Genomic DNA, 24,266 nt, shown 5'->3' with positions numbered 1-24,266 from the left:
GAGATCTTAGCCGCCTCCGCGCCCGGGGAGCAGGCCTTAGTCCTGATTCATCACAGGCTGAAGCGCGATCACGAGGTCGGAATATTCATCCGCCCGCGACGCGCCCGAGACGTTGAGGCGCGTGTAGAGCCAGGTCGCGCCATGGCGGGAATAGGCTTCCGACCAGCGTGTCTTGGCGTCGATGAGGTTGTTGGCCTCACCGGCGAAAACCACCGCGCCCTTGGCGTCGACATAGACGTAGTTGCCGGCGATCGTGGTCGCCGGGTCGCCGTTCTCGGCCAGCTTGTAGCGGTAGACGGCGCCCGAGGCGCCCTTGAGTTCGATATAAGGCTTCACGCTGTCCTCGCCATAAAAGCCACCCGGCGTAGGGCTTTGGATTTGATCGTTAATCGCGCGCCTGAGCAGCGAGGCCGCCTACGCAATTCGCCTGACGCGCTAGCAGGACGTGAAGCGTCCCGTGGGCCAAATTATGGCTGGAGGACACCCGACCTGGCCAGGAACTTGCGGGTACGTTCTTCGCGCGGGGAGGCAAGCAACTGACGGGAGGCTCCTTGCTCCACGATGACGCCGCCGTCCATGAAAATCGTCAGGTCAGCGACATCTCTGGCGAAGTCCATCTGGTGGGTGACGAGGACCATGGTCCGTTTTTCGGCGGCCAGGTCGCGGATCACGGCCAGCACCTCGCCGACCAGTTCGGGATCGAGGGCCGAGGTCGGCTCGTCGAAAAGGATGACCTCGGGGTCCATGGCCAGGGCCCGGGCGATGGCGCAGCGCTGCTGCTGGCCGCCGGAGAGGGCGGCGGGGTAGGCGTCGGCCCGGCCGCCCAGCCCGACCTTCTCCAGCAGGGCCAGGCCGCGCGCGCGGGCCTGGGCGGGATCTTCCTCGCGGACGACGACCGGACCCTCGATCACGTTCTCCAGCGCGGTCTTGTGCGGAAACAGGTTGAAGCTCTGGAAGACGAAGCCGACACGGCCGTTCAGGGCCCTGGCCAGCGGAATCTTGCCGCCAGCGGTGACGCCCGCGATGGTCAGGTCGCCGGCGTTCAAGGGCTCCAGGCCCGCCAGGCAGCGCAGCAGGGTGCTCTTGCCCGAGCCGCTGGGGCCGATGATGGCCACCACCTCGCCCGGCGAGACGGTCAGGTCGACGCCCGCCAGGACGGGGGTGTCGCCGAAGCTCTTCTTCAGGCCCTTGGCCTCGATCGCGCTCATCGGCGGCCCTCCGAAGCGCGGCGTTCCAACCGGCCCTGCACGACCGCCAGCACGGTGGAGAGGATCCAGTAGATGGCCGCCGCGGCCAGATACATGGTGAAGATCTCGTAGGTGCGGGCGGTGATCAGCTGGGCCTGGCGGAACAGCTCCGGCACCTGGATGGTGGCGGCCAGCGAGGTGTCCTTGACCAGGCCTATGAAGCTGTTGGACAGCGGGGCGACGGCGGTGCGGGCGGCCTGGGGCAGGATCACCCGGCGCAGGGCCTGGCCGCGGCTCATGCCCAGGACGCTGGCGGCTTCCCATTGGCCCTTCTCGACGGCGTCGATGGCGCTGCGCAGGATTTCGCACGAATAGGCCGCGACGTTCAGCGAGAAGCCGATGCCGGCCGCCGCCAGGGCGGGCATCTCGATCCCGAACTGCGGCAGGCCGTAGTAGATCAAAAAGAGCTGCACCAGCAGCGGGGTGCCCCGGAAGGCCGAGACATACACAACCGCCGGCCAGCGCAGCAGCGGAGAGCGCGACAGGCGCATCAGCGCCAGGCCGAAGCCCAGCACGACGCCGACGCCCATGCCGATGACGCTGAGCAGCACGGTGTAGCCGGCGCCCTTCAGCAACAGGGGCGCGGACTGGCGCAGCAGGTCCAGACCGGTTTCCATGTCCTTAGTGCGTCACGTCCATGCCGAACCACTGTTGCGAGATCGCCGTCAGCTTGCCGCTGGCGCGCAGGGCGTCGATGGCCTGGTCGATGATCACCTTCAGGGCCGGATCCTTCTTCATCGCCACGCCCGCGCCTTGGGCGGCGAACGGCGGGCCCGAGGCGACGAATTCCGGCGAGGTCTTGACGAAGTCGGCGGCGACAAGACGGTCGTTCAGCACCGCGTCGGTGCGCCCGGCCTTGAGGTCCTGGTACTTGGTGGGATCGTCGTCATAGGTGCGGATGTCGGCCTTGGGCACATTGGCGCGCGCCCACTGCTCGTAGTTGGTGCCAAGGCCCACGCCGACCTTCTTGCCGGAAAGGTCCTCGGGCTTTTCCAGGCCCGGCCTGTCCCTGAGCTTGATGATCTGGATGCCCGAGACGGTATAGGGCTCGGAAAAGTCGTACTTGGCCTGGCGATCGGGCGTGATGGTGATCTGGTTGATGACCACGTCGACCCGGCCCGACTCAAGCGCGCCGAGAAGGCCCGCGAACGGGGCGGGGCGGAAATCCGGCTTCAGGCCCATCTGCGCGGCCAACGCCTTGGCGAAGTCGACCTCGAAGCCGGCCAGCTGGCCGTTCTTGTCCTGGAAATTGAAGGGCGGATAGGTGCCCTCCAGGCCAATGCGCAGGGTTCCCGACGCCTTGATCCTGTCCCAGGCGCTCGCGCCGGCGTCCGGCGTCTTGCCGCACGCGGCGAGCAGGGCAAAGCCAAGGCCGGACAGGACGGCGCGGCGGGCAGGGAATCGCATCGGACGAACCTTTGGGCGAAATAATCTGTCGCAGTTCTATACGGGCGAGCGCGCTTCGCCAGCCTGAACATGGCGAAGCGCTCTCCACCTGACCGCGAATTAAGCTGACGTCGAGACGGACTCGGGGCTTGCTGCCTGGCTCATCCCGGGGAGGGGAAGATCATGGCTCAATTCGACCCGGCGGCCGCCACCGCCGCCTATCTGGCGCAGCTGCCGCCCGAGGCGCACGTCAAGGCCCAGCACTACACCCAGGGCGGCCACTGGCTGCTGCTGTGGGGCTTCATCATCTCGGTCCTGGCCGCCTGGGTCATTATCCGCACGGGGGTGCTGACCAAGGTCGAGCAGGGCCTCGAGCGCAAGAAGGGGCGGCCGTTCCTGGCCAGCTTCGTGGTCGCCGCCGTCTTCGTCGCCTTCAGCTGGCTGCTGGAGCTGCCCTGGTCGGTCTATTCCAACTGGTGGCGGCAGAAGCAGTACGGCCTGACCAGCCAGGCCTTTGGCGGCTGGCTCACGGAAAACCTGATGGGCACGGCGATCTCGCTGGTGTTCACGTCGCTGTTCCTGGCGCTGCTTTACGTGCTGATCCGCCGCGCGAGACGCCTGTGGTGGCTTTGGGCCGGCGGCCTGACGGCGGGTTTCATCGTGTTCGGCATGCTGCTGGCCCCGATCTATATCGAGCCGCTGTTCAACAAATACACGCCCGCGCCGCCTGGAGCTGTCCGCGACGAGGTCGTGGCCATGGCCAAGTCGGTCGGCATCCCGAGCGACAAGATCTTTGTCTACAACGGCTCCAAGCAGTCCAACGCCTATACCGCCAACGTCTCGGGCCTGGGTGGCTCGGCCCGGGTGGCGATGAGCGACGTTATGTTCAAGAAGGGCGCGGACCTCGCCGAGGTGCGGGGCGTCGTCGGCCACGAGATGGGCCACTACGCCCATCAGCACAGCCTGTGGATCACTGGCATCTTCGCCGTGCTGGCGGTCATCGCCTTCTTCATCGTCGATCGGACGTTCCCGTGGTTCGCGCAGGCGCTGAACGCCAAGGGGGTGACGGGCATCGCCGATCCGGCTGGCCTTCCGGTCCTGGCGGTGATCATGGCCGTGCTTGGGCTGATCGGCGGGCCGATCACCAATACGCTGGTGCGCGAGGTCGAGAGCGACGCCGACCGCTACAGCCTGGTGAACTTCAACGAGCCCGACGGCCTGGCCAAGGCCCTTGTTAAGACCATCGAGTACCGCGCCGCCACCCCCTCGAAGCTGGAAGAGGTGCTATTCTACGACCACCCAGCCGTCAGCGTCCGCGTCCGCCGCGCCATGGACTGGAAGGCGACGCATCCGAAGTCTTGAGGCGTGAAAAAGCCCCGCGCCTAAGGGCCGCGGGGCTTCATTCCGTTCAGGGCTTTGTAGGGCTCAGCGCTTGCGCACGAACACAGTGCCGGCCGAGTAGCCGGCCCCAAAGCTGCAGATCAGGCCCGTCTCGCCCGGGGCGAAGTCGTCATTGGCCTGGTGGAAGGCGATGATCGAGCCGGCCGAACTGGTGTTGGCGTATTCGTCGAGAATGATGACGTTCTCGCCCGGCGCGGGATCACGGCCCAGCACCTTGCGGCCGATCATCTCGTTCATGTTGATATTGGCCTGGTGCAGCCAGAGGCGCTTCAGGCCGGTCGGGTCGATGCCGAGGTCGGCGGCGTGTTCGATGATCATCTCGCTGACCATCGGCACCACCTCGCGGAACACCTTGCGGCCTTCCTGGACGAACAGCTTGTCGCGCGCGCCTTCGCCTTCCGGCGCGGCGCGATTGAGGAAGCCGAAGTTGTTGCGGATGTTGTTGGAGAACTGGGTCTTCAGTCGCGCGCCCAGGATCTCCCAGCCGTCGGTCGCCTGATCAGCGTCCTCGACGATCACGGCCGTGGCCACGTCGCCGAAGATGAAGTGGCTGTCGCGGTCCTTGAAGTTGAGGTGACCCGAGCAGATCTCCGGATTGACCATCAGCACGGCCTTGGCGCTGCCGGTCGCGACGAAGTCGGCGGCGGTCTTGATGCCGAAGGTGGCCGACGAGCACGCCACGTTCATGTCGAAGGCGAAGCCTTCGATGCCCAAGGCCTGTTGCACCTCGATGGCCATGGCGGGGTAGGCGCGCTGCATGTTCGAGGCGGCGCAGATTACCGCGCCGATCTCGCTGACCGGCTTGCCCCACCGCTCGATCGCCTGCTTCGCCGCCTCGACCGCCATTTCGGCCAGGATCGACAGCTGTTCGTTGGGGCGCTCGGGAATGATCGGACGCATGATCTCGGGATCGACGATGCCGTCCTTGTTCATCACGAAACGTGACTTGATGCCCGAGGCCTTCTCGATGAATTCGGGCGAGGAGGGGGCCAGGGCGACCACCTCGCCGGCCGCGATGGCCTCGGCGTTGGCGGCGTTGAATCGCTCGACGAAGGTGTTGAAGGCCTCGACCAGCTCGGCGTTCGAAATGGAAAACGGCGGGGTGTACAGCCCCGTGGCGGCGATGACGGCTTGCGGCAAGACGACGGTCCCGATGATGCGCGCGGGCCTCGTCCCTGGTGGGAGCGGATCCGCGTTCTGACGCTTGTTTGACTCGTAGATAGCACGGATGGCGCGGGCGTCATCAACCGCGGCTTTTCGGTCACGACACGGAATGGCCTCGAACGCGACCGTGAACCGCCGCATGCTCGCCGCGTTATCCGCTTAGCAAAAGCTGGCTGAGGGTGCTGAAGACTACGAGTAGAATTGGAGTACAACAATGAAGACTCTCATCATCGCCACCCTGGTCGCCGGTTCGGTTTTCGCGATCCCGATGTTTGCACAAGCCCAGAACTCGACCGAAGTCTATGGTTCGCTGAACTACGGTCAAACTCGGACGCGCGGCGCTGACACCGGCGCTATTCAAGGGCGTGTCGGCGCCAAGCTTACGCCTAATTTCGGTGTCGAGGCCGAGGCGGCCGGCGGCGTCGACGGCGACACGGTCTACACCCCGGGCGGTCTGGCCAATGTGGAGATGGAGCATCAGGTCGCGGGCTACGCGGTCGGCTACCTGCCGGTGACGCCGCACCTCGATCTGCTGGCGCGCGCCGGCTACGGGACGACCAAATTCAAGACCAACAACCCGGCCGCGACGAACTTCGACGGCAGCCACGACAGCTGGAACTACGGCGTCGGCGCCGAATACAAGTTCGACGACAAGAACGGCATCCGCGCCGATTGGACCAAGTCCGAATATACCAAGAGCGACCTGAGCTCGAACACTCTGGCTGTGGGTTACGTCCGCAAGTTCTAGCCGAACGGTCCTCGTGGCCTGACAGGGCGGCGCGCCCTCTGTAGGGGCGCGCCGTTCGCGCTTTGGCGACTTGACGTCGCCCTCGGAGCCGTCAATCTGAACGGCAATAAGTTACGGGGGGATGCGTCGGTCTTGGACAAGGCGCTGTTGATTCAGCTCGGCGGCTCGATAGCCGCCGTGGCTCTGCTGGTGGCGTTCGCGGCGTGGATGGGGGTGGCGAGAGCGACCCCGCCGCTCGATCCCGATTCCGCCCGCGCGCTGGTCGCGCTCGAATTTCCCGATCACAAGCCGGACGCTGTCTGGATCTCCGCCGACGGCGATGGGGTCATCGCGCGCGAGGGGGATTTGACGCTGGTGCTCTACCGGCGAGGCGACAGCTATGTCGCGCGCGACCTGCCGTGGAGCGCGATCGCCGGCCTGAAGCCGATGAACGGTCGCCTGGCCCTGCGTCTGGGCGACGCCCGTCCCGTGTTCGCCGTCAATGACGATGCTTGGCCGCCGAAGGAGCTCGCCTGATGCTGAAAGCCCCTTTCGACCCCGTCCAGCTGGCCATCCCGTTCTTCGTGCTGGCCATCATCCTGGAAATCCTGGTCGGCCGTCTCGGCAAGGCAAAGGCCAACTACGAGGCGCGCGATACGGCCATGTCGCTGACCATGGGTTTCGGCAGCACCGTGGCTGGCCTTCTGTTCGGCGGGGTGGTGTTCGCCGCGACCGTCTGGGTCTGGCATCACCGGGTCTTCACGATCCCGATGACCGCCGTCTGGGCCTGGGTCGCTGTTTTCCTGCTCGAGGACCTGACCTATTACTGGTTCCACCGCCTCTCGCACGAGCGGCGCGTCTGGTGGGCCAGCCACGTCAACCACCACACCTCGACCCACTACAACCTGTCGACCGCCCTGCGGCAGACCTGGACCGGCGGCGTCGCCGGCACCTGGCTGCTGTGGTTGCCGCTGTCGTTCCTGGGCTTTCCGCCGGCCATGGTGGCCATCCAGAAGGGCGTCAGCCTCGTCTACCAGTTCTGGATCCACACCGAGGTGATCAAGCGTATGCCGCGCTGGTTCGAGGCGGTGTTCAACACGCCGTCGCATCACCGCGTGCATCACGCCCGCAACGCCCGCTACCTGGACGCCAACTACGCCGGCATCCTGATCATCTGGGACCGGCTGTTCGGCACCTTCGTCCCCGAGGTCGACGAGGAGCCCTGCCGCTATGGCACGGTGAAAAACCTGGGCAACTTCAACCTTTTGCACAACGTTTTCCATGAGTGGGTCGGCATCGGCAAGGACGTGGCGGGTTCGAAATCGCCCCGCGAGGCGCTCGGCTATATATTCGGCCCACCCGGCTGGAGCCCCGACGGTTCGCGCGACACCTCCCACACGCTGAAGGCCAAGTGGCGGGCGCGCGTTGAGGCGAGCCAGAGCGCTAGTCCCGCAGCAACGGAAGCGAAAGGCCCGTAGCTGGCCGCGCCGCCAGCATCTCGCGGCGGAAGCGGAACAGCTCGGCGGGGCGGCCGCCGGTCTCGGCGTCGAGGCGGCCCAGGCCTTCGACCAGTTCCTCGCGCTCGACCACCCGGCGGAAGTTCTGCTTGTGTAGCGGCACGCCGGCGATGGCCTCGACCGTGCGCTGCAGGGTCGAAAGGGTAAACTCCTCGGGCGTCAGTTCGAACACCACGGGGCGATATTTGATCTTGCCGCGCAGGCGCGAGAGGCCGGTGGCCAGGATCCGCCGGTGGTCGGAGATCATCGGCTCGCCCAGAGCCGCCGACAGGGCCTGGGGCTCGGCGGGATCATGACCGTCGGCGCGAGCGACGTCCCGGGCGGCTTCCGGAGCCAGCCCAGCCTCGTAGAGTAGCTCGTAGCGCTCCAGGACGCGTTCCTCGTTCCACGGCGCCCCGTCCAGGGCGAAGGCCAGGCGGGCGCGGGACCATTTGGTCGCGTCATCGCCAGCCCAGCGCTTCAAGGCCGGGGCGATGGCGTCGTCGAGCAGGGCGGGACGGCCGATGCGCCAGTCCTCCCAGGGGAAGAACCGCGTCCAGGGAGCCCAGGCTGTGTCGGGCGCGTCGGTGTCGACGGCCTTGGGCGTCAGGCCCAGATAGCCGACCGAGACCACGCGCGCCGCGCCAGCCCCGACCTCGGCGCGCGGGGCGTCGCGGCCCTTGTCGCCGAAGGTGTAGAGCTGCTCGACATAGCCTAGCTGGAAACGGGTCTGGGCGGTCACGAAGGCCCGCAGGCCCAGCTCGAAGGTGCGGTGGGCCTCGGGGTCGAACGGGCCGAACGGCAGGCCCGAGAGCGGCGAGGCGACGTCGGTGATCGCATCGTGCGGCCGCACGGTCAGGACGACGGCCTCGCCGTCGCGGATCGCGACGACCACCGCCGACAGGCCGATGACGACCGCGGTGTTCATTCCGTTTCGAACGCCGCGCCTGGGGCCGACTCGAAGCCCGCGGCGCGCGACAGCACGTGGAAGCGCTGGACGTAGCGGGCCTGAGCCTCGAACGGCGGTTGCGGCGTGATTTTCAGGTCATAGCCGGTCGGCGGCGCGCCAAAGATCGCCAGAGACTCCGAATGCTCGAAGCCGGCCAACTGGGTGGCCTCGAAGAAGGCGCAGGCACGGTCGGCCTGCTTGATCAGCTTCTTGATCGGGGCGGGGGTCTTAACCGGCAGGCCGAAGCGGATGTGGATCGCGTCCTCCAGCCGGGCCTCGAAGTCCTTGTAGCTGACGCCTAGCGCCGCCTTGAACGGGCTGATCATGTCGCCGATCACATATTCGCTGGCGTCGTGCAGCAGAGCGGCCAGGCGCCAGCGCGGCTCCAGGTCCGGCTTGATATGCGCTGCGATCTCCTCGACCACCAGGCTGTGCTGGGCGACCGAGAAGCCGTGGTCGCCGACCGTCTGGCCATTCCACCGGGCGACGCGGGCAAGGCCATGGGCGATGTCCTCGATCTCGATGTCCATCGGCGACGGATCGAGCAAGTCGAGCCGACGTCCGGAGAGCATTCTTTGCCAAGCACGGGGCGGTCCGCCCCTATGCAGCCCTTTGGCCACGAGATCGTTCCTCACAGTGAAGGTGGTTGACTGGCCTATCGATTGAGAAAGATCAATGTGGCCGTCGCCGTCATCTGTGGAAATGCCCTGAAAGGGAGTTCGATCATGAGTTGGGCGAGAATTATGGTCCCGCTGGCCGGGACTCCGAACGACAAGGGAGTCCTGACCACCGCCGCCGCGCTCGCGGGCGCGTTCCAGGCCGAGTTGGCTTGCGTTCACGCGCCAGCCGACATGGCCGACCTGATGCCCTGGATGGGCGAAGGTTTCATGGGCGGCGTCCAGGTCACCGCGCTGGAAAGCCTGAAGGAAGCCGCCCAGGAAGGGGCTCGCGCCTGCGGCAAGCTGGCGGCCGAGACCGGCTATCCCCGCACGCGGGTTATCAGTCTTGAGTCACCGGTCTGGGCGGGCCTGGCCATGGAAGGTCGCCTGTCGGACGTCATCGTCTTCGACGACGCCTCGGCGCGGGGCAAGGGGCCGCTGGCGGAGTCGTTCCAGCAACTGGTCGCCGACGAGCAGCGCCCGACCCTGGTCGCGCGTCCCGGCTTTCGGGTCGACGGCGTGGCCCTGGTCGCCTGGGACGGCGGCAAGGAAGCCAGCCGCGCCGTGCGTACGGCCCTGCCGCTGTTGCAGAAGGCGGGCTCGGTGATCGTGGCGGGCGCGCCGAGCGCCTCGTCTCGGGCGTTCGAGCTGGATCGGCTGGTCGAGTTCCTGGCCGCGCGCGGCGTCAAGGCGAGCGTGAAGCTGCTGGAGGGCGGCGGCGACGCCGCCAGTCTTCTGCTGGGCGCGGCCAAGGACGTCGGGGCGAACCTCTTGGTCGCCGGCGCGTTCGGCCATCCCAGGTTGCAGGAGTTCATCTTCGGGGGCACGACCCGCACGCTGCTGAGCAGCGAAGGGCCGTCCCTGTTCCTGTCGCACTAAGGCGCTGAAATCTCAAAATAAGGGGAGGTCTGGAATGTCTCTGTCTCGCATCGTCATGCGCCTTGCGCGCAATCCTGGCACCGAGTTCGCCGGCGGCGACGACCACCGTGGCTATGCCCTGACGGCTCCGCTGACCGAGGACGGCCATATCGACGAAGGGGCCTACGCGAAGGTCAAGGGCGCGTGCAGCGTGCGCCGCTTCGCGCCCGACGAGGAGGCCGTGGACGGCCGCCTGAACAAGCGCGGCGCGCGCTGGTTCTTCGACTACGACAGCGAGGATGTCGCCGACGACGAACCGCTGCATCGTCTCGGCGAGCACCGGTTCGCCCTGGGCGAATACGTCACCGTCACCGACGAGGACGGCCGGCCGCTGACCTACAAGGTGATGCAGGTCGAGCCGGTTCCGCGGTAGACCGCGTCAGCCGCCCACGTTGTGGCGCACCAGCGCCTTCATGTCCTTGAACAGGTCGTGGTCGTCGGTGTCGCGGGTCTTGGCCTTGACGACGGCGACGGCCAACGGGCCGCCCTTGGGACCTCGGGCCTCGTAGCCGGCCAGACGATAGCCCTTCGGGGCCTTGTCGTTGGCCAGGATCAGGGTCGAGCGAACCGAGTCGTTGCCGCCCTTCTTGGCGCGGATTTCCGCCCCATGATCATTGGCCTTGATCGTGACGTCCCCCTCGTGCTCGTCGTCGGCCTGGATGTTGACCGAGCCACGGCCGTCGTCGCCCCTGAAATTGACGTTCTTGTTGACCTTCACCTCGGCGGCGCCGCCGTCGCTGTTGATGGTCAGATGGCCAATGCGGATGTCGGCTCCGCTGTCGCTGGCGTCAATCCTTACGCCTGGCAGGTTGATGCTGGTGCGGTTCTTTCCCATGCCCTTGTGTTCGGGTGGCTTCGGCGGGGCCGGGGGCAGGGGCATGATGCCCTTCAGTTCGGTCTCGATCGGCGCAAGCGCGGCCTCCGCGTCACCGCCGTTCAGCTTGACCAACCGAAGGTCGACGGAGGCCGCGTTCGAAACATAGGCGCAGGACTGGCCGTCGTCGGCCTTGGAGACCAGCTTCAGCTCGCCCTGCTTGTCGGGGCAGTCGAGGCGGTCGATGACCCGGATGGGCTCGCGTCGGCCCAGCTTGCGCTCGGCGTGCTCGGCGTGCTCGGTCTTGGTGGCCTCGGTGCGCTGGCAGGCGGTGAGGGCGGTCGCGCCGACGCCGATCATCAGCGCCGCGGCCAGCCATTTCGTCCGCGATTTGGAATACCGCATGGGTTGTCTGTCTTCCCTGATTTGGCGGGAAGTTGGGCGCGCGCTGGGCGCGCGTCCAGTGAAATCCAAGTAACGACCAATTGGTCGCGGGCCTATTGGCCCGGACGAGACCCCGAACCCTCGCGACGCGCCAGGAAGGCCAGGCGTTCGAAGAGATGCACGTCCTGTTCGTTCTTGAGCAGGGCGCCATGCAGAGGCGGGATCAGCTTGGTGGGGTCCTTCTCGCGCAGGACCTTGTCATCGATGTCCTCGACCAGCAGCAGCTTCAGCCAGTCCAGCAACTCGGACGTCGAAGGCTTTTTCTTCAGGCCCGGCACCTTGCGCATGTCGTAAAAGATGCGCAGCGCTTCCGACACCAGCTTCTGCTTGATGCCCGGGAAGTGGACGTCGACGATCGCCTGCATCGTCGCCTCCTCGGGGAAGCGGATGTAGTGAAAGAAGCAGCGGCGCAGGAACGCGTCCGGCAGTTCCTTCTCGTTGTTCGAGGTGATGATGATGATCGGCCGAACCTTGGCCTTGATCGTCTCATTGGTCTCGTAGACGTAGAACTCGTTGCGATCGAGCTCCTGCAGCAGGTCGTTCGGGAACTCGATGTCGGCCTTGTCGATCTCGTCGATCAGCAGCACGGGGCGCTGCTGGCTCTCGAACGCCTCCCAGAGCTTGCCCTTCTTGATGTAGTTCTTGACGTCCTTGACGCGCTCGTCGCCCAGCTGGCTGTCGCGCAGGCGGGTGACGGCGTCGTATTCGTAGAGGCCCTGCTGGGCCTTGGTCGTTGACTTGATGTGCCAGGTGATCAGCGGCGCGCCCATCGCCTTGGCGACCTCGTAGGCCAGCACGGTCTTGCCCGTGCCGGGCTCGCCCTTGATCAGAAGTGGGCGCTCCAGAGCGACCGCGGCGTTCACCGCGACCTTCAGGTCGTCGGCCGCCACGTAGTCTGAAGTGCCTTCGAAGCGCTGGCTCATGCCCATCTCCGCCGGAATCAAGTCCGGTTCGAACAGTTGTTCAAAACGAATGGATCAAACTACCGGCGCTTACGCGCTTGGCAAGTGCCCGTGGCGGAAGCCGGTCACAGCGGCGCGTCGAGCGCGGCGTCCGCGAAGCCCTTGGCGAGCAGACGGGCGCGGAGGCGCGGCCGATGCTCATGCCAGTCCTGGGCCAACAGGCCGAGGCCTATGACGTCGGTTGGTCGGCCCTGCTTGACGACGTGGCCGCGGAACAGGGCCTCGCGCTGGAAGCCGCTCGAAAGGTGGGAGGCGAGGGCGGCCTCGTTGGTGGCCAACACCTCGGACCAAAGCTTGCGCAGGCCCAGGACCTGGAAGGCGTGGTCGGCGACCTTGAACTCGGTGAAACCGCCGACGCCGAGGCCCCGCGCGCTTTCCTCGGCGAGGTAGCGGGCTATGGCGGCGCGGCCTTGGCCCCGGTCGATATCGACCAGGCTGGTCAGGCCGACGTGCGCGCCGTCCAGCAGAACGACCCAGTCGCGGCGACGCGGATGGCCGACGAGGCCGTCGAACCATCGATCGTGTTCCTCGCGGCCGATCAGGTGGTCGGAATACATGAAGGCCGCGACCCGCGGGCTGTTTCGCCACGCCAGCAAACGGTCGCGATCGCTTTCGTCGACGGGGCGCAGACCGACATCAGGCACGACGATCCCCTCCCAGCATGGCCAGGTCCGGTCGGCCTCGGACGAAGGCGCGGACCGCATCGGACGTGAAGTCCGGATCGCCGGCGTAGAGCGCGTCATAGACCGCGCGGACGAACGCCAGGTCGTCGGGCCGATCCACGGTCCAGCGCACCGCGCCCTCGTCGGCGGCCTGGGCGTAGCCGGCCAGGCGGAAGCGGTCCGGATGCCCGTAGAGATAGGGCGTCACATGCTCGCGGTCGTGAGGGGCGCTGGTCTCGGAGGCGGCGCGGCGCAGGGCGGCGGCCGTCATCACCTCGACATCCAGGCCTTTGGGGAAGGTGCGGGGCTCGACGACGTTGGAGGCGTAGTCCGCGCCGCTGTCCTCGAACCGCGCGATGGTGGCGTCGATCACCTCTGGATCGGCCAGCGGGCAGTCGGCGGTCAGGCGAACCACCGTCCGCGCCGGGCCGAAGGCGTCCAGGGCGCCTATGAAGCGCCCCAGCACGTCGTCGAGGTCACCGCGAAAGACGGGGAGGCCCGCGGTCTCCAGAGCCTCGGCCAGCGGGTCGTCGTCGGCTCGGATCGAGGTCGCGACCACGATGCGTTCGAGCTTGCGGGCGCGGCGCAGGCGCTCGATCTGGCGCAGGACCATCGGCGCCCCGGCCACCGGCGCCAGCACCTTGCCGGGCAGGCGGGTCGACGACATGCGCGCTTGCAGGATGGCGAGGACCACGGCCTAGCCCGCGACCTTTTCGCGCAGGGCCTGGGCGACCTCGGCCATCACGGGCGCCCATTGACCAAGCTCCGGCGGCGAGAAGACCCGCGCCCGCGGATACCAGGGATAGGCGTCGGTCCCGAGCTTGGTCCACACCGCCGGGGCGGTGAGCATCCAGATCGGCGCGCCCGCCGCGCCCGCCAGGTTGGTGGTGGCGTTGGAGAAGCCGATGATCAGGTCGACCGCGCGGCACAGGGCGGTCAGGTCATCCAGGTCCTGCTTCAGGTCGATGCCCGGCGGCTGCCAGATCTCGACGCCGAACTGTTCCTTGGCCAGGGCGATCTCCTCCTCGCAATCGCCGTACTGCAGGTTGATCAGCGTGACGCCCGGCGTCTTCAGTACGGGTTCCCAGAGCTGGAACGGCGAGAACTGGCGGGCCCGATCACCCTTCAGGCTCAGGCTCTTCCACAACAGGCCGACCTTGGGCGCGGGGCCCAGCTTGTCGAGCTCGGCCTTCCAGTAGGCCACACGCGCCGGATCGGGCGACAGGAACGAATTCCGGTCGGGGAAGGACTCGACCGTGTTGCGCAGAGGGCGCAGGAAATCGCCGAGGGCCGCCCAACAGTCGAAACGATCCCAGTCCTCGATATAGGGCGCGGTGCGGTAGACACGGCCCTCGTATTTCATGGTCCGGTGCGAACTGACCTCGACGCCGGGGAACGAGCGCTCGAGCAGCGGCTTGAGGCGATGCTCGACCACCAGCGTCAGCCCGCCGTCGGGACCTAGCCATTCGAGGATGTCGGGCAGCATGCTTGAGAACATGACCTCGTCGCCCAGACCCTGCTCGGCGACGACGAGCAGGGTCTTGCCTTTCAGGTCCTCGCCCGCCCAGCGGGCCGCGGGGATATGGAAGAGGGGAGCGTCGGCGATTTCCGGGGAGAAGCGGGCCTCGTAGGCCTGCCAGCCCTCGGCGATGCGGCCCAGCGCCAGCAGGAGCGTGGCGCGAGCGAACTCCATCACCACCAGGTCGGCGGAATCCTTGGATTCCTTCATCGCCGCTTCGCCGTCGATCAGCGCGCCGGCGATGTCGCCAAGGTCCGCCTTGGCGTAGGCCCGGTTGTGGAGCGTCTTGCTGTGCCTGGGCGCCAGGCGCAGGGCTTCGTCGAAGAAGACGAGCGAGCCGCCGGGATCGCCGACATTGCAGAGGATGGTGCCGAGGGTGTTCCAGAGGCCCGGCGCTTCGGGATGAATCCGCAAGACGGCCTTCAGCACCTCGATCGCCTCGTTCTCCCGGTTCAGTTCGCGCAGGGCGCAGGCCAGGTTGTTGGCGGCTTCGACGTCGTCGGGCCGGGCCAGGCGGAAGTGGGCGAAGAACTTGGCCGCGAACTCGAACATGTTCATGCGGAACGCCAGACGTCCCAGGTCGCCGGCGACCGAGCTGTGGTCGGTCAGCAGCGTCAGCGCCGCCTCGTAGCATTTGAGGGAAGAAGCGAAGTCGCCCTGTTTCTCGCGCGCGATGGCCAGGATATGCCAGCCCAGGCCCAGCTGTTCGTCCTTCTTCAGCAGCTTCATGGCCAGCTTCTCGGCCTTGGCGAAATCCTGCTTGTGCACCGCCTCGATCGCCTGGCCGACGATCTTGCCGTTCTCCGCGGTCTTGATCTCCTGCGCCGAGCGCTTGAGGCGCTCGAGGGCTTCGGCGGACGCCGAATCGCCCATCGCCGTCACGATCTGTCCGGGCTGGATGGGCGCGGCGCCCATGACATCGGCCTGAGCCATGGCGCTGGCGGACGCTTCGAGGGCGCTTTTACGGGACATGGCGAACCGACCTTCGGACTCTGCTATTAACCATGTTTTGAGGGGCTATGCTTAATTGAGTCCTAAGCCGCGTCTTACGGTCGCAAGACCGCGTGAATTGCGGCAAGACGGCGTTAACACGTGTTCGCCTAGCTTCCCCTTCAAGCCGTCATGTCGACGGAACCGGGCGAAGCAGCGTCAACGAAGGAGCGGCCTTAAGTGCCTTTGAAGCTGTCGCTGAAGCCCGGCGAAAAGTTCGTTCTCAACGGCGCCGTGGTCCAGAATGGGGATCGGCGCGGAGTTCTGGTTCTCCAGAACAAGGCCTCCGTCCTCCGAGAGAAGGATATCATGCAGCCGGACCAGGTCACGACGCCCGCGCGTCGGATCTATTTCCCGGTGATGATGATGTACCTCGACGAGGCCTCGGCCGAGAAGTTCTTCGAGGACTTCGCGGGTCGCCTTAACGAATTCGTGGGAGTTGTCCGCAATCCTGTGGTTCTGCAGGATTGCATCGCCATTTCGAAGCACGTGATGGCGCGCGAGTACTACAAGGCTCTGATGTTGAGCCGTAGGTTGATTGAATACGAAGACGAGAGGTTGGGGCATGTCTCTTCGGGCGTATCAGCAGGCGGCGACGCGGGCTGAGAATCCCCGTGAAATGGAGTACCGCCTGTTCGGTCAGGTGACGCGCGCCCTCATGGACGCGTCCCAGGCCCCGGCGGACGACATTTCCACGCGGATCGACGCATTGGATTGGAATCGCAAGGTCTGGTCGGCCTTGGCGACAGACTGTTCCTTGCCTGAAAACCAACTGCCGAAAGAGCTTCGGGCCAGCATCATCTCGCTGAGTCTGTGGGTCGGTCGTCACTCCAGCGCCGTGATGCGCAAGGAGGAGGACTTCGAGCCCTTGATCGAGATCAACCGCATGATGATGCAAGGGCTGTCCGCGCGCGCCGACGCGGCCTGATTCTTCGGTCTCCGCAAGACTGAACGTCTTGCCTACCTGCTTCGGAAAAACCTGCCGCCCGGCGAATCCTGCATTCGCCGGGCGGTTTCGTTTTGGTCCGGAACATATAATAAACTCAATAAAATCAGCATTTTACGGCCTGGCCTCGAACTCGGCTCGGTTGGCCCGACGTTTGCGATGGTTCGCGCGGGGCAAAACGCCCGACCGGCAATACGCCGGGCAAATCCCACCAAAACGGTAGGTATCAAATGCTGAACTCGATCAACACGAACCAGGGCGCTCTCATCGCGCTCCAAAACCTGAACGCAACCAACACGGAGCTCGCCGCCACCCAAGGCCGTATCAACACCGGCAAGAAAGTTGGATCCGCCAAGGACAATGGCGCGATCTGGTCGATGGCCAAGATGCAAAGCGCGAGCTCGAGCTCGTTGAACGCCGTGAAGGATTCGCTCCAGCGCGGTCAGTCGACGATCGATGTTGCTCTCGCGGCAGGCGACACCATCACCGATCTGCTCACGAAGATGAAGGAAAAGGCCCTGGCCGCTTCCGACACCTCGCTGAACACCGCCTCGTTCGAAGCCCTCAAGGCCGACTTCACCTCTCTCCGTGACCAGATCACCAAGGCCACGGAAAACGCGAAGTTCAACGGCGTGAGTCTCGCCGACGGTAAGACCACGAAGCTGTCGTTCCTGTCCAACCAGGATGGCGACAACTTCACGGTCAAGTCTCAGACCCTGTCCCTGGACGGTCTGAGCCTGTCGGTTGGCACCAGCTTCTCGACCGCTACGGACGCGAAGGCCATGATCGCGATCATGACCAGCGCGTTGCAGACGGCGACGAACAAACTGTCGTCCCTGGGCACGTCCTCGACCGGTCTGGATACTCACCTGACCTTCGTGGGCAAGCTGCAGGACAGCCTGGACGCCGGCGTGGGCAACCTCGTCGACGCGGACCTGGCGAAAGAAAGCGCCAAGCTGCAGTCGCTGCAAACCAAGCAGCAACTGGGCGTCCAAGCGCTCTCGATCGCCAATCAGAGCCCGCAGACGATCCTGTCGCTGTTCAAGGGGTGAGCCCGATACGCCGGGCGGCCGTCAAAAGCCGCCCGGCGCCTCTTTTCCGCCGGGTGCGCATATTGTGCCCGGCAATAATTGCCCATGGCGAAAGGCTCCCGGCAGAAATTGCCGGGAGCCTTCGTCGTTAACGGAAGTATAATTCAATAATTTCAGCTAGTTAGTAGGGCGGCGTTACTGGGCAAGAATGGCCCGGCAATTGCTACAGACCTTTTCGAGCAAAACGCTCCCGGCAGCCAAAATGGCGTCGGCTACCTTGAAAAGGAAACTACTCGTATGCCGCTGAATAGCATCAATACGAATTCTGGCGCCCTGATCGCCCTGCAGAACCTGAACAGCACGAACACCGAGCTGGGTATGGTTCAGCAGCGCATCAACACCGGCAAGAAGGTCGGTACCGCCAAGGACAACGGCGCCATCTGGGCCATGGCCAAGAACCAGTCGTCGAACTCCCAAGCTCTGAACTCGGTGAAGGACTCGCTGCAACGCGGCCAGTCGACCATCGATGTGGCCCTGGCCGCCGGCGACACCATCACCGACCTGCTCGGCAAGATGAAGGAAAAGGCCCTGGCCGCTTCCGACACCTCGCTCAACACCGCCTCGTTCAACGCCCTGCAGGCGGACTTCACGTCGCTGCGTGACCAGATCACGAAGGCCGCCGACAACGCCAAGTTCAACGGCGTCAGCCTGGCCGACGGCAAGACCACCAAGATGACGTTCCTGGCCAACACCGATGGCTCGGGCTTCACCGTCAGCGCCAAAACCCTCGGCCTGGCTGGTATCGGTCTGTCGGCCGGTTCGACCTTCACCACGGCCACCCTGGCCAAGGCGGTCCTGACCCAGATCGACAACGCCATCGGCACCGCCACCAACAAGCTGGCCTCGCTGGGCACGAGCTCGACCGGTCTCGACACCCACCTGACCTTCGTGGGCAAGCTGCAGGACAGCCTGGACGCCGGCGTCGGCAACCTGGTGGACGCTGACCTGGCCAAGGAAAGCGCCAAGCTGCAGTCGCTGCAAACCAAGCAACAGCTGGGTGTGCAGGCGCTGTCGATCGCCAACCAGTCCTCGTCGTCGATCCTGAGCCTGTTCCGTTAAGGAGCGGGGAGGGGGCGGGTCCGAGTGGCCCGCCTCCTTCTTTTCCAGGGAGCGACGAAGGGGGAGAGAACGTAAGAGAGAGGAGGGTCGGTCCGCGGGGCCGGCAGTTAGAAAATGGAACCCAAGGCCGCTTTGTCGGCGATCAGAGATTTCGTCGCCTCAACCGCTCCCGCTACGAACGCCCCGGACTTGTCCGAGGGCGCGAAAGTCGTTTTGACGCCAGCGGCCCAGTCGGCTCAACCTGCCCAGGCGGCCGAGCCCGAGCCGCCCGCGCCTGTCGACCACGGTCCGCAGCCTGGAGACCTGCGCCTGGTGATCGAGCAGGACAACGACTCTGGCGAATATGTCTACAAGACCATCGACCGCCGAACGGGCGAAACGCTGCAGCAGTTTCCGCGCGAGCAGATCCTGAAGTTGCGCGAGGCGACCAACTACGCTTCGGGCGACGTCTACGACGGCCAGGCCTGAGCGGATCGGTCGGCTTTACGGACGAGTGCGACGGCGAGTCGCGGTCGTAAATGGATATGGTTTATAGGCGTTAACCATAATCTTACCTTCTGGCCCCAAATTCGGGAGCGACAAGATCGCTCGCCGAATCGCGCGCGATCGCAACCAACGGCAAAATCGCCGATCGGAGGCCGCGCATGACGTTGAGCGTCAACACGAACCAGCCCGCGCTGATCGCGCTGCAGAATCTGAACCGCACCAACGACGACATGCAGTCGGTGCAGACGCGCATCAACACGGGCCTGTCGATCTCGACCGCGAAAGACAACGCGGCCGTTTGGTCGATCGCTCAGGAACAGCGCTCCGACATGAGCGCGCTCGGCGCGGTCAAGATGAGCCTGGACCGCGCGACCTCGATCGCCGACGTGGCCCTGGCTGGCGGCGAGTCGGTTTCCGATCTGCTGAAGCTGCTGCGCGAGAAGGTGGTGGCCGCCAAGGACACCTCGCTGACCACATCCTCGCGGACCTCGCTGAACGCCGACTTCCAGGGCCTGCTCAAGAACCTGGACCAAGTCGTCAAGAGCGCGGTCTTCGACGGCGCGAACCTGCTGAATGGCAGCCAGACGGTCGGTATGACCTTCCTGGCCGACGCCGATGCGGCTCAGGCGATCACCTTGACCGCGCAGGACCTGTCGCTAGGCGGCACGATCAACACCCTGACGACGACCGACGACATCCTGACGCCGACCAATGCCGACGCGGTGCTGCAGCGCCTCGACGCGAGCATGATCGCCGTCAACCAAGCCGTCGGCAATATCGGTACGCAAGCCAAGCAGATCGAGGCTCACAACAGCTTCGTGGGCAAGCTGAGCGACGTGCTTGAGACGGGCGTCGGCAACCTGGTGGACGCCGACCTGGCCAAGGAGAGCGCTCGCCTGCAGGCCTTGCAGGTGAAGCAGCAGCTGGGCGCTCAGGCGCTTTCGATCGCCAACAGCGCGCCGCAGATCATCCTGTCGCTGTTCAAGGGCGGCTAGGGCCAGGATAGGCCAAGGGGAGCCTAGGTCCTGTCGCATCCGCGGGCTAAGGTTCCGCGAGGCGAACCGGGGATTCGGCGACGGGCATGATCGAACTTCGCGACTTGCGAGACGAGGACGAGGCGATCCTCTTTCAGTGGCGCTCCGAACCGGAGGTGGACCGCTGGATGTCCGACGCGGAACTGCCGAGCCGCGCGGCTCACGCGGCCTGGTTCGACGCCCTGCGGACCGATCCCGACATGCGCGGTTGGATGATCACCCGCGCCGACGCGCCCATGGGCCTGATCACCCTGACTGGCCTTGGCAGCCACCATCGCCGCGCGAGCCTGCACTGGTTCCTCGGCTCGGCCGAGGCGCGGGGCAGGGGCGTGGGGCGCGCGGCCCAGGTTCTGGGCCTGGACCTCGCCTTTGGCGAGCTGGGCCTGCACAAGGTGTTCGCCGAGGTGATGGCCGACAACGACGCGGCCTTGAAGGCTCAATCCTCGGCCGGATTCCGGCGCGAAGGTTATCTGCGCGGCCATGTGCTGAAGAGCGGCGAGGCGCGCGACGTCGTGCTGCTGGGAATCCTTGCCTCGGAGTGGGCGGGACTGCGCGAGGGCGCTCGACGGGCGCTGTCGGACGCTAACCTTATCGCCGCTTAAGGTTGATCGTTAAGGAGTCGTCAGCGAAGGTCTGACAAGGGTAGTTCGGGGGCGCTTTGCGCCCTGATTGGAACAGGTCGTGATCAGCTTCGACTCCAACCTCCTGCTCAACTACTATCAAGCTCGCGCGGGCGTGACGGGAGCGGCTGCGTCTGGAACGGCGACCACGGCGTCGGGTGGCAAGAAGGCCGTCGTGCCGAATGCCCCCTGGCTGGGCAACGCGCCCGCGGCCAGTGAGCAGGTCCGTTCGGCCCTGAACGGCCGCAAGTTCGTCGACGAAGGCGCCAACGCCTCCAGCCTCAAGGGCGTCAGCCCCGACTACAAGAAGCTGTTCGCCTCGTACCAAGCGCTCAGCACCATGGCCGCCCTCGTCACCCAAGCGGGGCAGAAGGGTCAGACCGACGGCGAGATCAAGCGGCTGCAGACCGCCCTGGCGCGCGGCCTGGGCGAGGTCACCAGCTACGTTCAGGGACTGTCGCTGGATCAGATGCGCCTGTCGACCGGCGCCGTGATGACCAGCGACAAGGCCACGGTCGGAGTTCCCAAGAACAGCACCACGTACACGACCGACACGCTCTACAGCGGTCAGGTCGACGACGAGGTGCCGCGCTTCAAGGGGGATGTCTCGTTCGGGGTCTCGGTCAAGAGCTTCGGCGTCACCTCGAATGTCGCCATGGACCTCTCCGAGATGGGCTCGACGCCTCGGACCATGTCCAACGTCGTCAGCTACATGAACGGCAAGCTGAAGGCGGCAGGGTTCAACACCAGCTTCGCGGTGCAGCGTACGGCGGGCCAGGAGCGCACGGTCCAAGTCGGCGGCAAGCCCGTGACCCTTCCCGCCACGGGCGATGACTTTGCTCTGAAGATCAACGGCGACATCGCCGAGCAGGTGAGCTTCAGCGCTCCGACGACGGCGCCAGCGGTCTATGTGACCACCAAGGCCGGCAATCCGGATCCTGACAAGGACTCGAAGACCAACGACGCCGTCTACGAAAACACCCTGACCAAGTACAGCGCGGCCGGGACTGGAAACGGCCCCAACGCCGGCGCGCCGGGCGGCAAGGTGTTCACCGAGACCCTGCAGGGCACGATCAACAGCGTCCGCAAGTCGGTGACCGGCGCGGACGGCTCGGTCTACATGCTGGCCGACGTCGACACGGCGGTGGACGGCAAGCTCGACCTCAATGGTCAGCCGATCAAGGGCGACAGCGACGTCGCGCTGCTGAAGTACGACAGCGCCGGCCATCTGCTGTACGCTCGGACTCTGGGCGCGACCGACGAGGCCAATGGCCTGTCCCTGGCCGTTGGCGACGACGGCAGCGTGGCCGTCGCGGGTTCCGTTACCGGCCGCCTGAATGGCGCGGTCAACGGTCCGATCAACAGTGGCGACACCGGCGCGACCAGCGACAGCTTCGTAACCCGCTACGATTCCAAGGGCGACGAGCAGTGGACGGTGCGCCGCGGCGGGCTGCAGGACGACGAGGCCACGGCCCTGGCGTTCGGCTCGGATGGGGTGCTCTATGTCGGCGGCCGCAGCAAGTCTGACCTCCCCGGCGCGGTCGGCTCGGACCCCAGCGGTGGCTATGACGCCTATCTGACGGCCTTCGCCACCGACAGCGCCGGCAAGCCCCAGGCGCTGTTCACCCAGAAGTTCGGCACGACCGAGAACGACAGCGTCTCCGACATCGTCGTCAACGGCTCGCAGGTCATCGTCGGATCCAAGGAGAACGGTTCGGCCACCCTACGCAGCTTCGACGTCTCGGCCAATGTCGTGACCGAGAACGTCAGTAAGCTGGATCAATACGGCGCCTATCAGACCGTGCCGGTCACCTACACCAAGACCGCCACTGTCGCGGCCGGCGCCAAGCGCGACCTGGGCTCGCTGAAGGGCGGTGATCTTGTGGGGCTGAAGATCGATGGCGGCCAGCTTTATGTCGGCGGCTCCACGGCCAACACCCTGATGTCGATCAATGGCGCCACGACCGCGCCCTCGGGCGGCATGGACGCCTTCGTTGGCCGCATGTCGCTGGACCTTTCCAACAATGGCAGCGATGCGCTGACCTATTACGGCGGCACGGGCGACGATACTGTCACCGGCTTCGACGTCTCGAACGGTACGGCTTGGCTGGTCGGCTCGGCCGGCGCGAACCTGGACGGCCAGGGGACGGTCGGGACCAAGGACGGCTACGTGGCCCAGGTCAATGTCGGCACGGGCAATGTCGACTGGAGCCAGCGCCTGACCGGCAAGGACGGCTATGCCGCGCCGACCTCGGTGGCGGTCGCCAAGACCGGGGCCTCGTCGCTGGACGCCCTGGGTCTGCCGGCCGGCGCGGTAAACTACGCCCAGTCCGACCGCATCGTCTCGGCGACCGCGGCGCGGGCCGGCGACACATTCCAGATCCGCACCCGCGAACGCGGCAATCTGGCCACGATCACCATCGATGCCAAGGATACGCTCGAGACCCTGGCGGACAAGATCAAGCGAGCCTCGGGCTACCGCGCCAAGGTGGAGACCGCCACGAGTGGCAACAGCCGCGTTCTGAAAATCAGCCCCGCCTCCAATACCTCGACGATCGAGATCGTGGCGGGCAAGGGCGGCGCCGATGTGCTGACGGCCCTGGGGTTGGCAGGTGGCGTCGTGCGCGCCACCAAGACCGAGGACGGCAAGACCGTTTCGGCGGACGGCAGCGGCCCGGTCTATGGCCTCAGCCTGCCGCCCGAACTGGACCTGACCTCGGACGCGGGGCGCAAGAACGCCACCATGGTCATCCAGCGGGCGATGTCGTCGGTCCGCAGCGCCTATCGCGAGATCGCCGATACGGCCATGGGCATCAAGAGCGACAGCTCGAAAAGCTCGGGCAAGACCGACGGCAAGGTTCCAGCCTATCTGACCAGCCAGTTGGCCAACTATCAGGCGGCCCTGAACCGCCTGACGGGCGGCGGCTAGGCCTCATATTCTAGCCCGACGAGCTTGAAAGCGTCATCGACGCGTCGTAGCCAGGGGTCATGGACTTTCTGAAAGATCGCCGAACCCTCATCTTCGCCGGCGGCGGCGCGCTCGCGCTGCTGGCGGGACTGGGCATCGCCGTGGCCCTGATGTCGGGCCATGACAAGAAGCCGGACGAGGCTCCGCCGGCCTCGCGAGGCGGTTTGATCGTCGAGACGGGCCGTGACGACGACACCAAGCTGGATCCCGCGCGCCCACTGCGCTGCTTCGTCGGCGGCGCCTTCGTCGGCGAGATCACCCTGGCCGAATGCGCCAAGAAGAACGGCGTGGCCACCGGCGCCCTGGATGTCGGCGTCGACGAGACGGGCGCCTTGGCCGCGGCCGACCAGGCGGGCACGGTCCTGACTCCGCTGCCGCCGACCCCGACCGTCTCAGCGCCCGCCGCGACCCCGGCGACGCCCGTGTCGACGCCGACCTCGTCAGCCAATACCGCGGCCAACACCCCGCTCGGCGCCTGCTGGCGCTACGCCGGCAACGAGTGGCGGCGCCTGCCCGGCGAGATCACCCTGAACGCCTGCGCCCAGCAGCTGTTCGGCGGCCGCTGCGAGAAGACCGGCGGCGCCACCTACGGCCGCTGGGGTGAGGAAACGCTGCGGCTGGTGCCCGGCCGCGTCGAGATTTCGTCCGACAACCGCAGCTTCCACGCCGCGTTCGACCAGGGCCCCAACTGCTCTATCCCCAACGGCTGATAGGTTTATAAGTG

General features: G+C 66.0%; 27 protein-coding genes. 15 read left to right on the top strand and 12 right to left on the bottom strand.

Annotated elements, in window-relative coordinates; all coding sequences use genetic code 11:
* Positions 1 to 36 precede the first annotated feature (36 nt).
* The 4 genes from ACW175_RS12525 to tcyJ all read right to left on the bottom strand — a co-directional run bounded on the left by ACW175_RS12525 (position 37) and on the right by tcyJ (position 2,654).
* On the bottom strand, positions 37 to 336 hold the full coding sequence (locus ACW175_RS12525) for a hypothetical protein (RefSeq protein WP_099578103.1): 300 nt from the start codon (positions 334 to 336) through the stop codon (positions 37 to 39).
* Between the two features lie 131 nt (positions 337 to 467).
* Positions 468 to 1,208, bottom strand: coding sequence for an amino acid ABC transporter ATP-binding protein (locus ACW175_RS12520; RefSeq protein WP_492104775.1), 741 nt, complete (start codon positions 1,206 to 1,208; stop codon positions 468 to 470).
* Positions 1,205 to 1,864 (bottom strand): cystine ABC transporter permease, encoded by a 660-nt coding sequence (gene tcyL, locus ACW175_RS12515; RefSeq protein ID WP_492104774.1) that lies wholly within the window; start codon positions 1,862 to 1,864, stop codon positions 1,205 to 1,207. Before tcyL ends, ACW175_RS12520 begins: the two co-directional genes overlap by 4 nt.
* A gap of 4 nt (positions 1,865 to 1,868) precedes the next feature.
* Positions 1,869 to 2,654 (bottom strand): cystine ABC transporter substrate-binding protein, encoded by a 786-nt coding sequence (gene tcyJ / locus ACW175_RS12510; protein ID WP_492104773.1) that lies wholly within the window; start codon positions 2,652 to 2,654, stop codon positions 1,869 to 1,871.
* 162 nt (positions 2,655 to 2,816) lie between these two features.
* Between tcyJ and ACW175_RS12505 the strand changes: the two genes are divergently transcribed.
* Entirely contained in the window at positions 2,817 to 3,995 is a 1,179-nt protein-coding gene (locus ACW175_RS12505; protein WP_492104772.1) for a M48 family metallopeptidase, read from the top strand.
* Positions 3,996 to 4,058: 63 nt separating this feature from the next.
* Here ACW175_RS12505 and ACW175_RS12500 read toward each other — a convergent pair whose 3' ends face one another.
* Positions 4,059 to 5,174: a beta-ketoacyl-ACP synthase III gene (locus ACW175_RS12500; RefSeq protein WP_492104771.1), complete on the bottom strand. Its 1,116-nt coding sequence runs from the start codon at positions 5,172 to 5,174 to the stop codon at positions 4,059 to 4,061.
* Between the two features lie 238 nt (positions 5,175 to 5,412).
* On the opposite strand from ACW175_RS12500, the gene ACW175_RS12495 reads away from it, so the two are divergent.
* From ACW175_RS12495 to ACW175_RS12485, 3 genes are all read left to right on the top strand, one after another.
* The gene (locus tag ACW175_RS12495; protein ID WP_492104770.1) at positions 5,413 to 5,946 is read left to right on the top strand and encodes a porin family protein; all 534 of its coding nucleotides are present in this window, start codon (positions 5,413 to 5,415) and stop codon (positions 5,944 to 5,946) included.
* 132 nt (positions 5,947 to 6,078) lie between these two features.
* Positions 6,079 to 6,462 carry a hypothetical protein gene (locus tag ACW175_RS12490; protein ID WP_492104769.1) on the top strand — a complete coding sequence of 128 codons (384 nt, stop codon included), beginning with the start codon at positions 6,079 to 6,081 and terminating at the stop codon, positions 6,460 to 6,462.
* The gene (locus tag ACW175_RS12485) at positions 6,462 to 7,403 is read left to right on the top strand and encodes a sterol desaturase family protein (protein WP_492104768.1); all 942 of its coding nucleotides are present in this window, start codon (positions 6,462 to 6,464) and stop codon (positions 7,401 to 7,403) included. Before ACW175_RS12490 ends, ACW175_RS12485 begins: the two co-directional genes overlap by 1 nt.
* On the opposite strand, the gene ACW175_RS12480 is transcribed toward ACW175_RS12485, so the two are convergent.
* Together ACW175_RS12480 and ACW175_RS12475 are read right to left on the bottom strand one after the other, a co-directional pair.
* Positions 7,369 to 8,349, bottom strand: coding sequence for an NUDIX hydrolase (locus ACW175_RS12480; protein WP_099578087.1), 981 nt, complete (start codon positions 8,347 to 8,349; stop codon positions 7,369 to 7,371). The genes ACW175_RS12485 and ACW175_RS12480 overlap by 35 nt on opposite strands.
* Positions 8,346 to 8,990 carry a YfbR-like 5'-deoxynucleotidase gene (locus ACW175_RS12475; protein ID WP_492104767.1) on the bottom strand — a complete coding sequence of 215 codons (645 nt, stop codon included), beginning with the start codon at positions 8,988 to 8,990 and terminating at the stop codon, positions 8,346 to 8,348. Before ACW175_RS12475 ends, ACW175_RS12480 begins: the two co-directional genes overlap by 4 nt.
* A 105-nt stretch (positions 8,991 to 9,095) precedes the next feature.
* Here ACW175_RS12475 and ACW175_RS12470 point away from each other — a divergent pair, with 105 nt between their 5' ends.
* Positions 9,096 to 9,908 (top strand): universal stress protein, encoded by an 813-nt coding sequence (locus tag ACW175_RS12470; protein WP_492104766.1) that lies wholly within the window; start codon positions 9,096 to 9,098, stop codon positions 9,906 to 9,908.
* A gap of 34 nt (positions 9,909 to 9,942) precedes the next feature.
* Positions 9,943 to 10,320 (top strand): hypothetical protein, encoded by a 378-nt coding sequence (locus ACW175_RS12465; protein ID WP_492104765.1) that lies wholly within the window; start codon positions 9,943 to 9,945, stop codon positions 10,318 to 10,320.
* A 6-nt stretch (positions 10,321 to 10,326) separates the two neighbouring features.
* Here ACW175_RS12465 and ACW175_RS12460 read toward each other — a convergent pair whose 3' ends face one another.
* From ACW175_RS12460 to ACW175_RS12440, 5 genes are all read right to left on the bottom strand, one after another.
* Positions 10,327 to 11,166 (bottom strand): hypothetical protein, encoded by an 840-nt coding sequence (locus ACW175_RS12460; RefSeq protein WP_492104764.1) that lies wholly within the window; start codon positions 11,164 to 11,166, stop codon positions 10,327 to 10,329.
* A 92-nt stretch (positions 11,167 to 11,258) separates the two neighbouring features.
* Complete coding sequence (locus ACW175_RS12455) at positions 11,259 to 12,128, bottom strand: AAA family ATPase (protein ID WP_492104763.1); 870 nt, start codon at positions 12,126 to 12,128, stop codon at positions 11,259 to 11,261.
* Between the two features lie 104 nt (positions 12,129 to 12,232).
* Positions 12,233 to 12,811 (bottom strand): UDP-4-amino-4,6-dideoxy-N-acetyl-beta-L-altrosamine N-acetyltransferase, encoded by a 579-nt coding sequence (gene pseH, locus ACW175_RS12450; protein WP_492104762.1) that lies wholly within the window; start codon positions 12,809 to 12,811, stop codon positions 12,233 to 12,235.
* The gene (locus ACW175_RS12445) at positions 12,804 to 13,523 is read right to left on the bottom strand and encodes a cytidylyltransferase domain-containing protein (RefSeq protein WP_492104761.1); all 720 of its coding nucleotides are present in this window, start codon (positions 13,521 to 13,523) and stop codon (positions 12,804 to 12,806) included. The genes pseH (ACW175_RS12450) and ACW175_RS12445 overlap by 8 nt, the downstream gene beginning before the upstream one ends.
* Positions 13,524 to 13,526: 3 nt before the next feature.
* Positions 13,527 to 15,320, bottom strand: a complete 1,794-nt coding sequence (locus ACW175_RS12440; protein WP_492104760.1) for a tetratricopeptide repeat protein — start codon at positions 15,318 to 15,320, stop codon at positions 13,527 to 13,529.
* A gap of 198 nt (positions 15,321 to 15,518) precedes the next feature.
* On the opposite strand from ACW175_RS12440, the gene flbT reads away from it, so the two are divergent.
* The 9 genes from flbT to ACW175_RS12395 all read left to right on the top strand — a co-directional run bounded on the left by flbT (position 15,519) and on the right by ACW175_RS12395 (position 24,252).
* Positions 15,519 to 15,944 carry a flagellar biosynthesis repressor FlbT gene (gene flbT / locus ACW175_RS12435; RefSeq protein WP_492104759.1) on the top strand — a complete coding sequence of 142 codons (426 nt, stop codon included), beginning with the start codon at positions 15,519 to 15,521 and terminating at the stop codon, positions 15,942 to 15,944.
* A complete protein-coding gene (gene flaF / locus ACW175_RS12430; RefSeq protein WP_492104758.1) occupies positions 15,904 to 16,266 on the top strand; it encodes a flagellar biosynthesis regulator FlaF in 363 nt (120 codons plus the stop codon). The genes flbT and flaF overlap by 41 nt, the downstream gene beginning before the upstream one ends.
* Before the next feature lie 248 nt (positions 16,267 to 16,514).
* Positions 16,515 to 17,336 carry a flagellin gene (locus ACW175_RS12425; protein WP_492104757.1) on the top strand — a complete coding sequence of 274 codons (822 nt, stop codon included), beginning with the start codon at positions 16,515 to 16,517 and terminating at the stop codon, positions 17,334 to 17,336.
* A gap of 276 nt (positions 17,337 to 17,612) precedes the next feature.
* Positions 17,613 to 18,434 (top strand): flagellin, encoded by an 822-nt coding sequence (locus tag ACW175_RS12420; RefSeq protein ID WP_492104756.1) that lies wholly within the window; start codon positions 17,613 to 17,615, stop codon positions 18,432 to 18,434.
* A 114-nt stretch (positions 18,435 to 18,548) separates the two neighbouring features.
* Positions 18,549 to 18,902: a hypothetical protein gene (locus ACW175_RS12415; protein WP_492104755.1), complete on the top strand. Its 354-nt coding sequence runs from the start codon at positions 18,549 to 18,551 to the stop codon at positions 18,900 to 18,902.
* A 176-nt stretch (positions 18,903 to 19,078) separates the two neighbouring features.
* Entirely contained in the window at positions 19,079 to 19,915 is an 837-nt protein-coding gene (locus tag ACW175_RS12410; RefSeq protein ID WP_492104754.1) for a flagellin N-terminal helical domain-containing protein, read from the top strand.
* An 86-nt stretch (positions 19,916 to 20,001) separates the two neighbouring features.
* The gene (gene pseH / locus ACW175_RS12405; protein WP_492104753.1) at positions 20,002 to 20,556 is read left to right on the top strand and encodes a UDP-4-amino-4,6-dideoxy-N-acetyl-beta-L-altrosamine N-acetyltransferase; all 555 of its coding nucleotides are present in this window, start codon (positions 20,002 to 20,004) and stop codon (positions 20,554 to 20,556) included.
* A gap of 79 nt (positions 20,557 to 20,635) precedes the next feature.
* Positions 20,636 to 23,503: an autotransporter outer membrane beta-barrel domain-containing protein gene (locus ACW175_RS12400; protein WP_492104752.1), complete on the top strand. Its 2,868-nt coding sequence runs from the start codon at positions 20,636 to 20,638 to the stop codon at positions 23,501 to 23,503.
* 59 nt (positions 23,504 to 23,562) lie between these two features.
* Positions 23,563 to 24,252, top strand: a complete 690-nt coding sequence (locus tag ACW175_RS12395; RefSeq protein ID WP_492104751.1) for a hypothetical protein — start codon at positions 23,563 to 23,565, stop codon at positions 24,250 to 24,252.
* Positions 24,253 to 24,266: the final 14 nt, after the last annotated feature.

Source organism: Caulobacter sp. FV1ye6ST, assembly GCF_058681225.1.
The sequence above is the reverse complement of the archived record's forward strand: the minus strand, read 5'-3'. Positions and strand labels throughout refer to the sequence as shown.

Coding starts and splice junctions, on each gene's coding strand:
- ACW175_RS12520 (WP_492104775.1), bottom strand. CDS start 1,208: ATGAGCGCGATCGAGGCCAAGGGCCTGAAGAAGAGCTTCGGCGACACC.
- tcyL (WP_492104774.1), bottom strand. CDS start 1,864: ATGGAAACCGGTCTGGACCTGCTGCGCCAGTCCGCGCCCCTGTTGCTG.
- tcyJ (WP_492104773.1), bottom strand. CDS start 2,654: ATGCGATTCCCTGCCCGCCGCGCCGTCCTGTCCGGCCTTGGCTTTGCC.
- ACW175_RS12505 (WP_492104772.1), top strand. CDS start 2,817: ATGGCTCAATTCGACCCGGCGGCCGCCACCGCCGCCTATCTGGCGCAG.
- ACW175_RS12495 (WP_492104770.1), top strand. CDS start 5,413: ATGAAGACTCTCATCATCGCCACCCTGGTCGCCGGTTCGGTTTTCGCG.
- ACW175_RS12485 (WP_492104768.1), top strand. CDS start 6,462: ATGCTGAAAGCCCCTTTCGACCCCGTCCAGCTGGCCATCCCGTTCTTC.
- ACW175_RS12480 (WP_099578087.1), bottom strand. CDS start 8,349: ATGAACACCGCGGTCGTCATCGGCCTGTCGGCGGTGGTCGTCGCGATC.
- ACW175_RS12470 (WP_492104766.1), top strand. CDS start 9,096: ATGAGTTGGGCGAGAATTATGGTCCCGCTGGCCGGGACTCCGAACGAC.
- ACW175_RS12465 (WP_492104765.1), top strand. CDS start 9,943: ATGTCTCTGTCTCGCATCGTCATGCGCCTTGCGCGCAATCCTGGCACC.
- ACW175_RS12460 (WP_492104764.1), bottom strand. CDS start 11,166: ATGCGGTATTCCAAATCGCGGACGAAATGGCTGGCCGCGGCGCTGATG.
- ACW175_RS12455 (WP_492104763.1), bottom strand. CDS start 12,128: ATGAGCCAGCGCTTCGAAGGCACTTCAGACTACGTGGCGGCCGACGAC.
- ACW175_RS12440 (WP_492104760.1), bottom strand. CDS start 15,320: ATGTCCCGTAAAAGCGCCCTCGAAGCGTCCGCCAGCGCCATGGCTCAG.
- flaF (WP_492104758.1), top strand. CDS start 15,904: ATGTCTCTTCGGGCGTATCAGCAGGCGGCGACGCGGGCTGAGAATCCC.
- ACW175_RS12425 (WP_492104757.1), top strand. CDS start 16,515: ATGCTGAACTCGATCAACACGAACCAGGGCGCTCTCATCGCGCTCCAA.
- ACW175_RS12420 (WP_492104756.1), top strand. CDS start 17,613: ATGCCGCTGAATAGCATCAATACGAATTCTGGCGCCCTGATCGCCCTG.
- ACW175_RS12415 (WP_492104755.1), top strand. CDS start 18,549: ATGGAACCCAAGGCCGCTTTGTCGGCGATCAGAGATTTCGTCGCCTCA.
- ACW175_RS12410 (WP_492104754.1), top strand. CDS start 19,079: ATGACGTTGAGCGTCAACACGAACCAGCCCGCGCTGATCGCGCTGCAG.
- pseH (WP_492104753.1), top strand. CDS start 20,002: ATGATCGAACTTCGCGACTTGCGAGACGAGGACGAGGCGATCCTCTTT.
- ACW175_RS12395 (WP_492104751.1), top strand. CDS start 23,563: ATGGACTTTCTGAAAGATCGCCGAACCCTCATCTTCGCCGGCGGCGGC.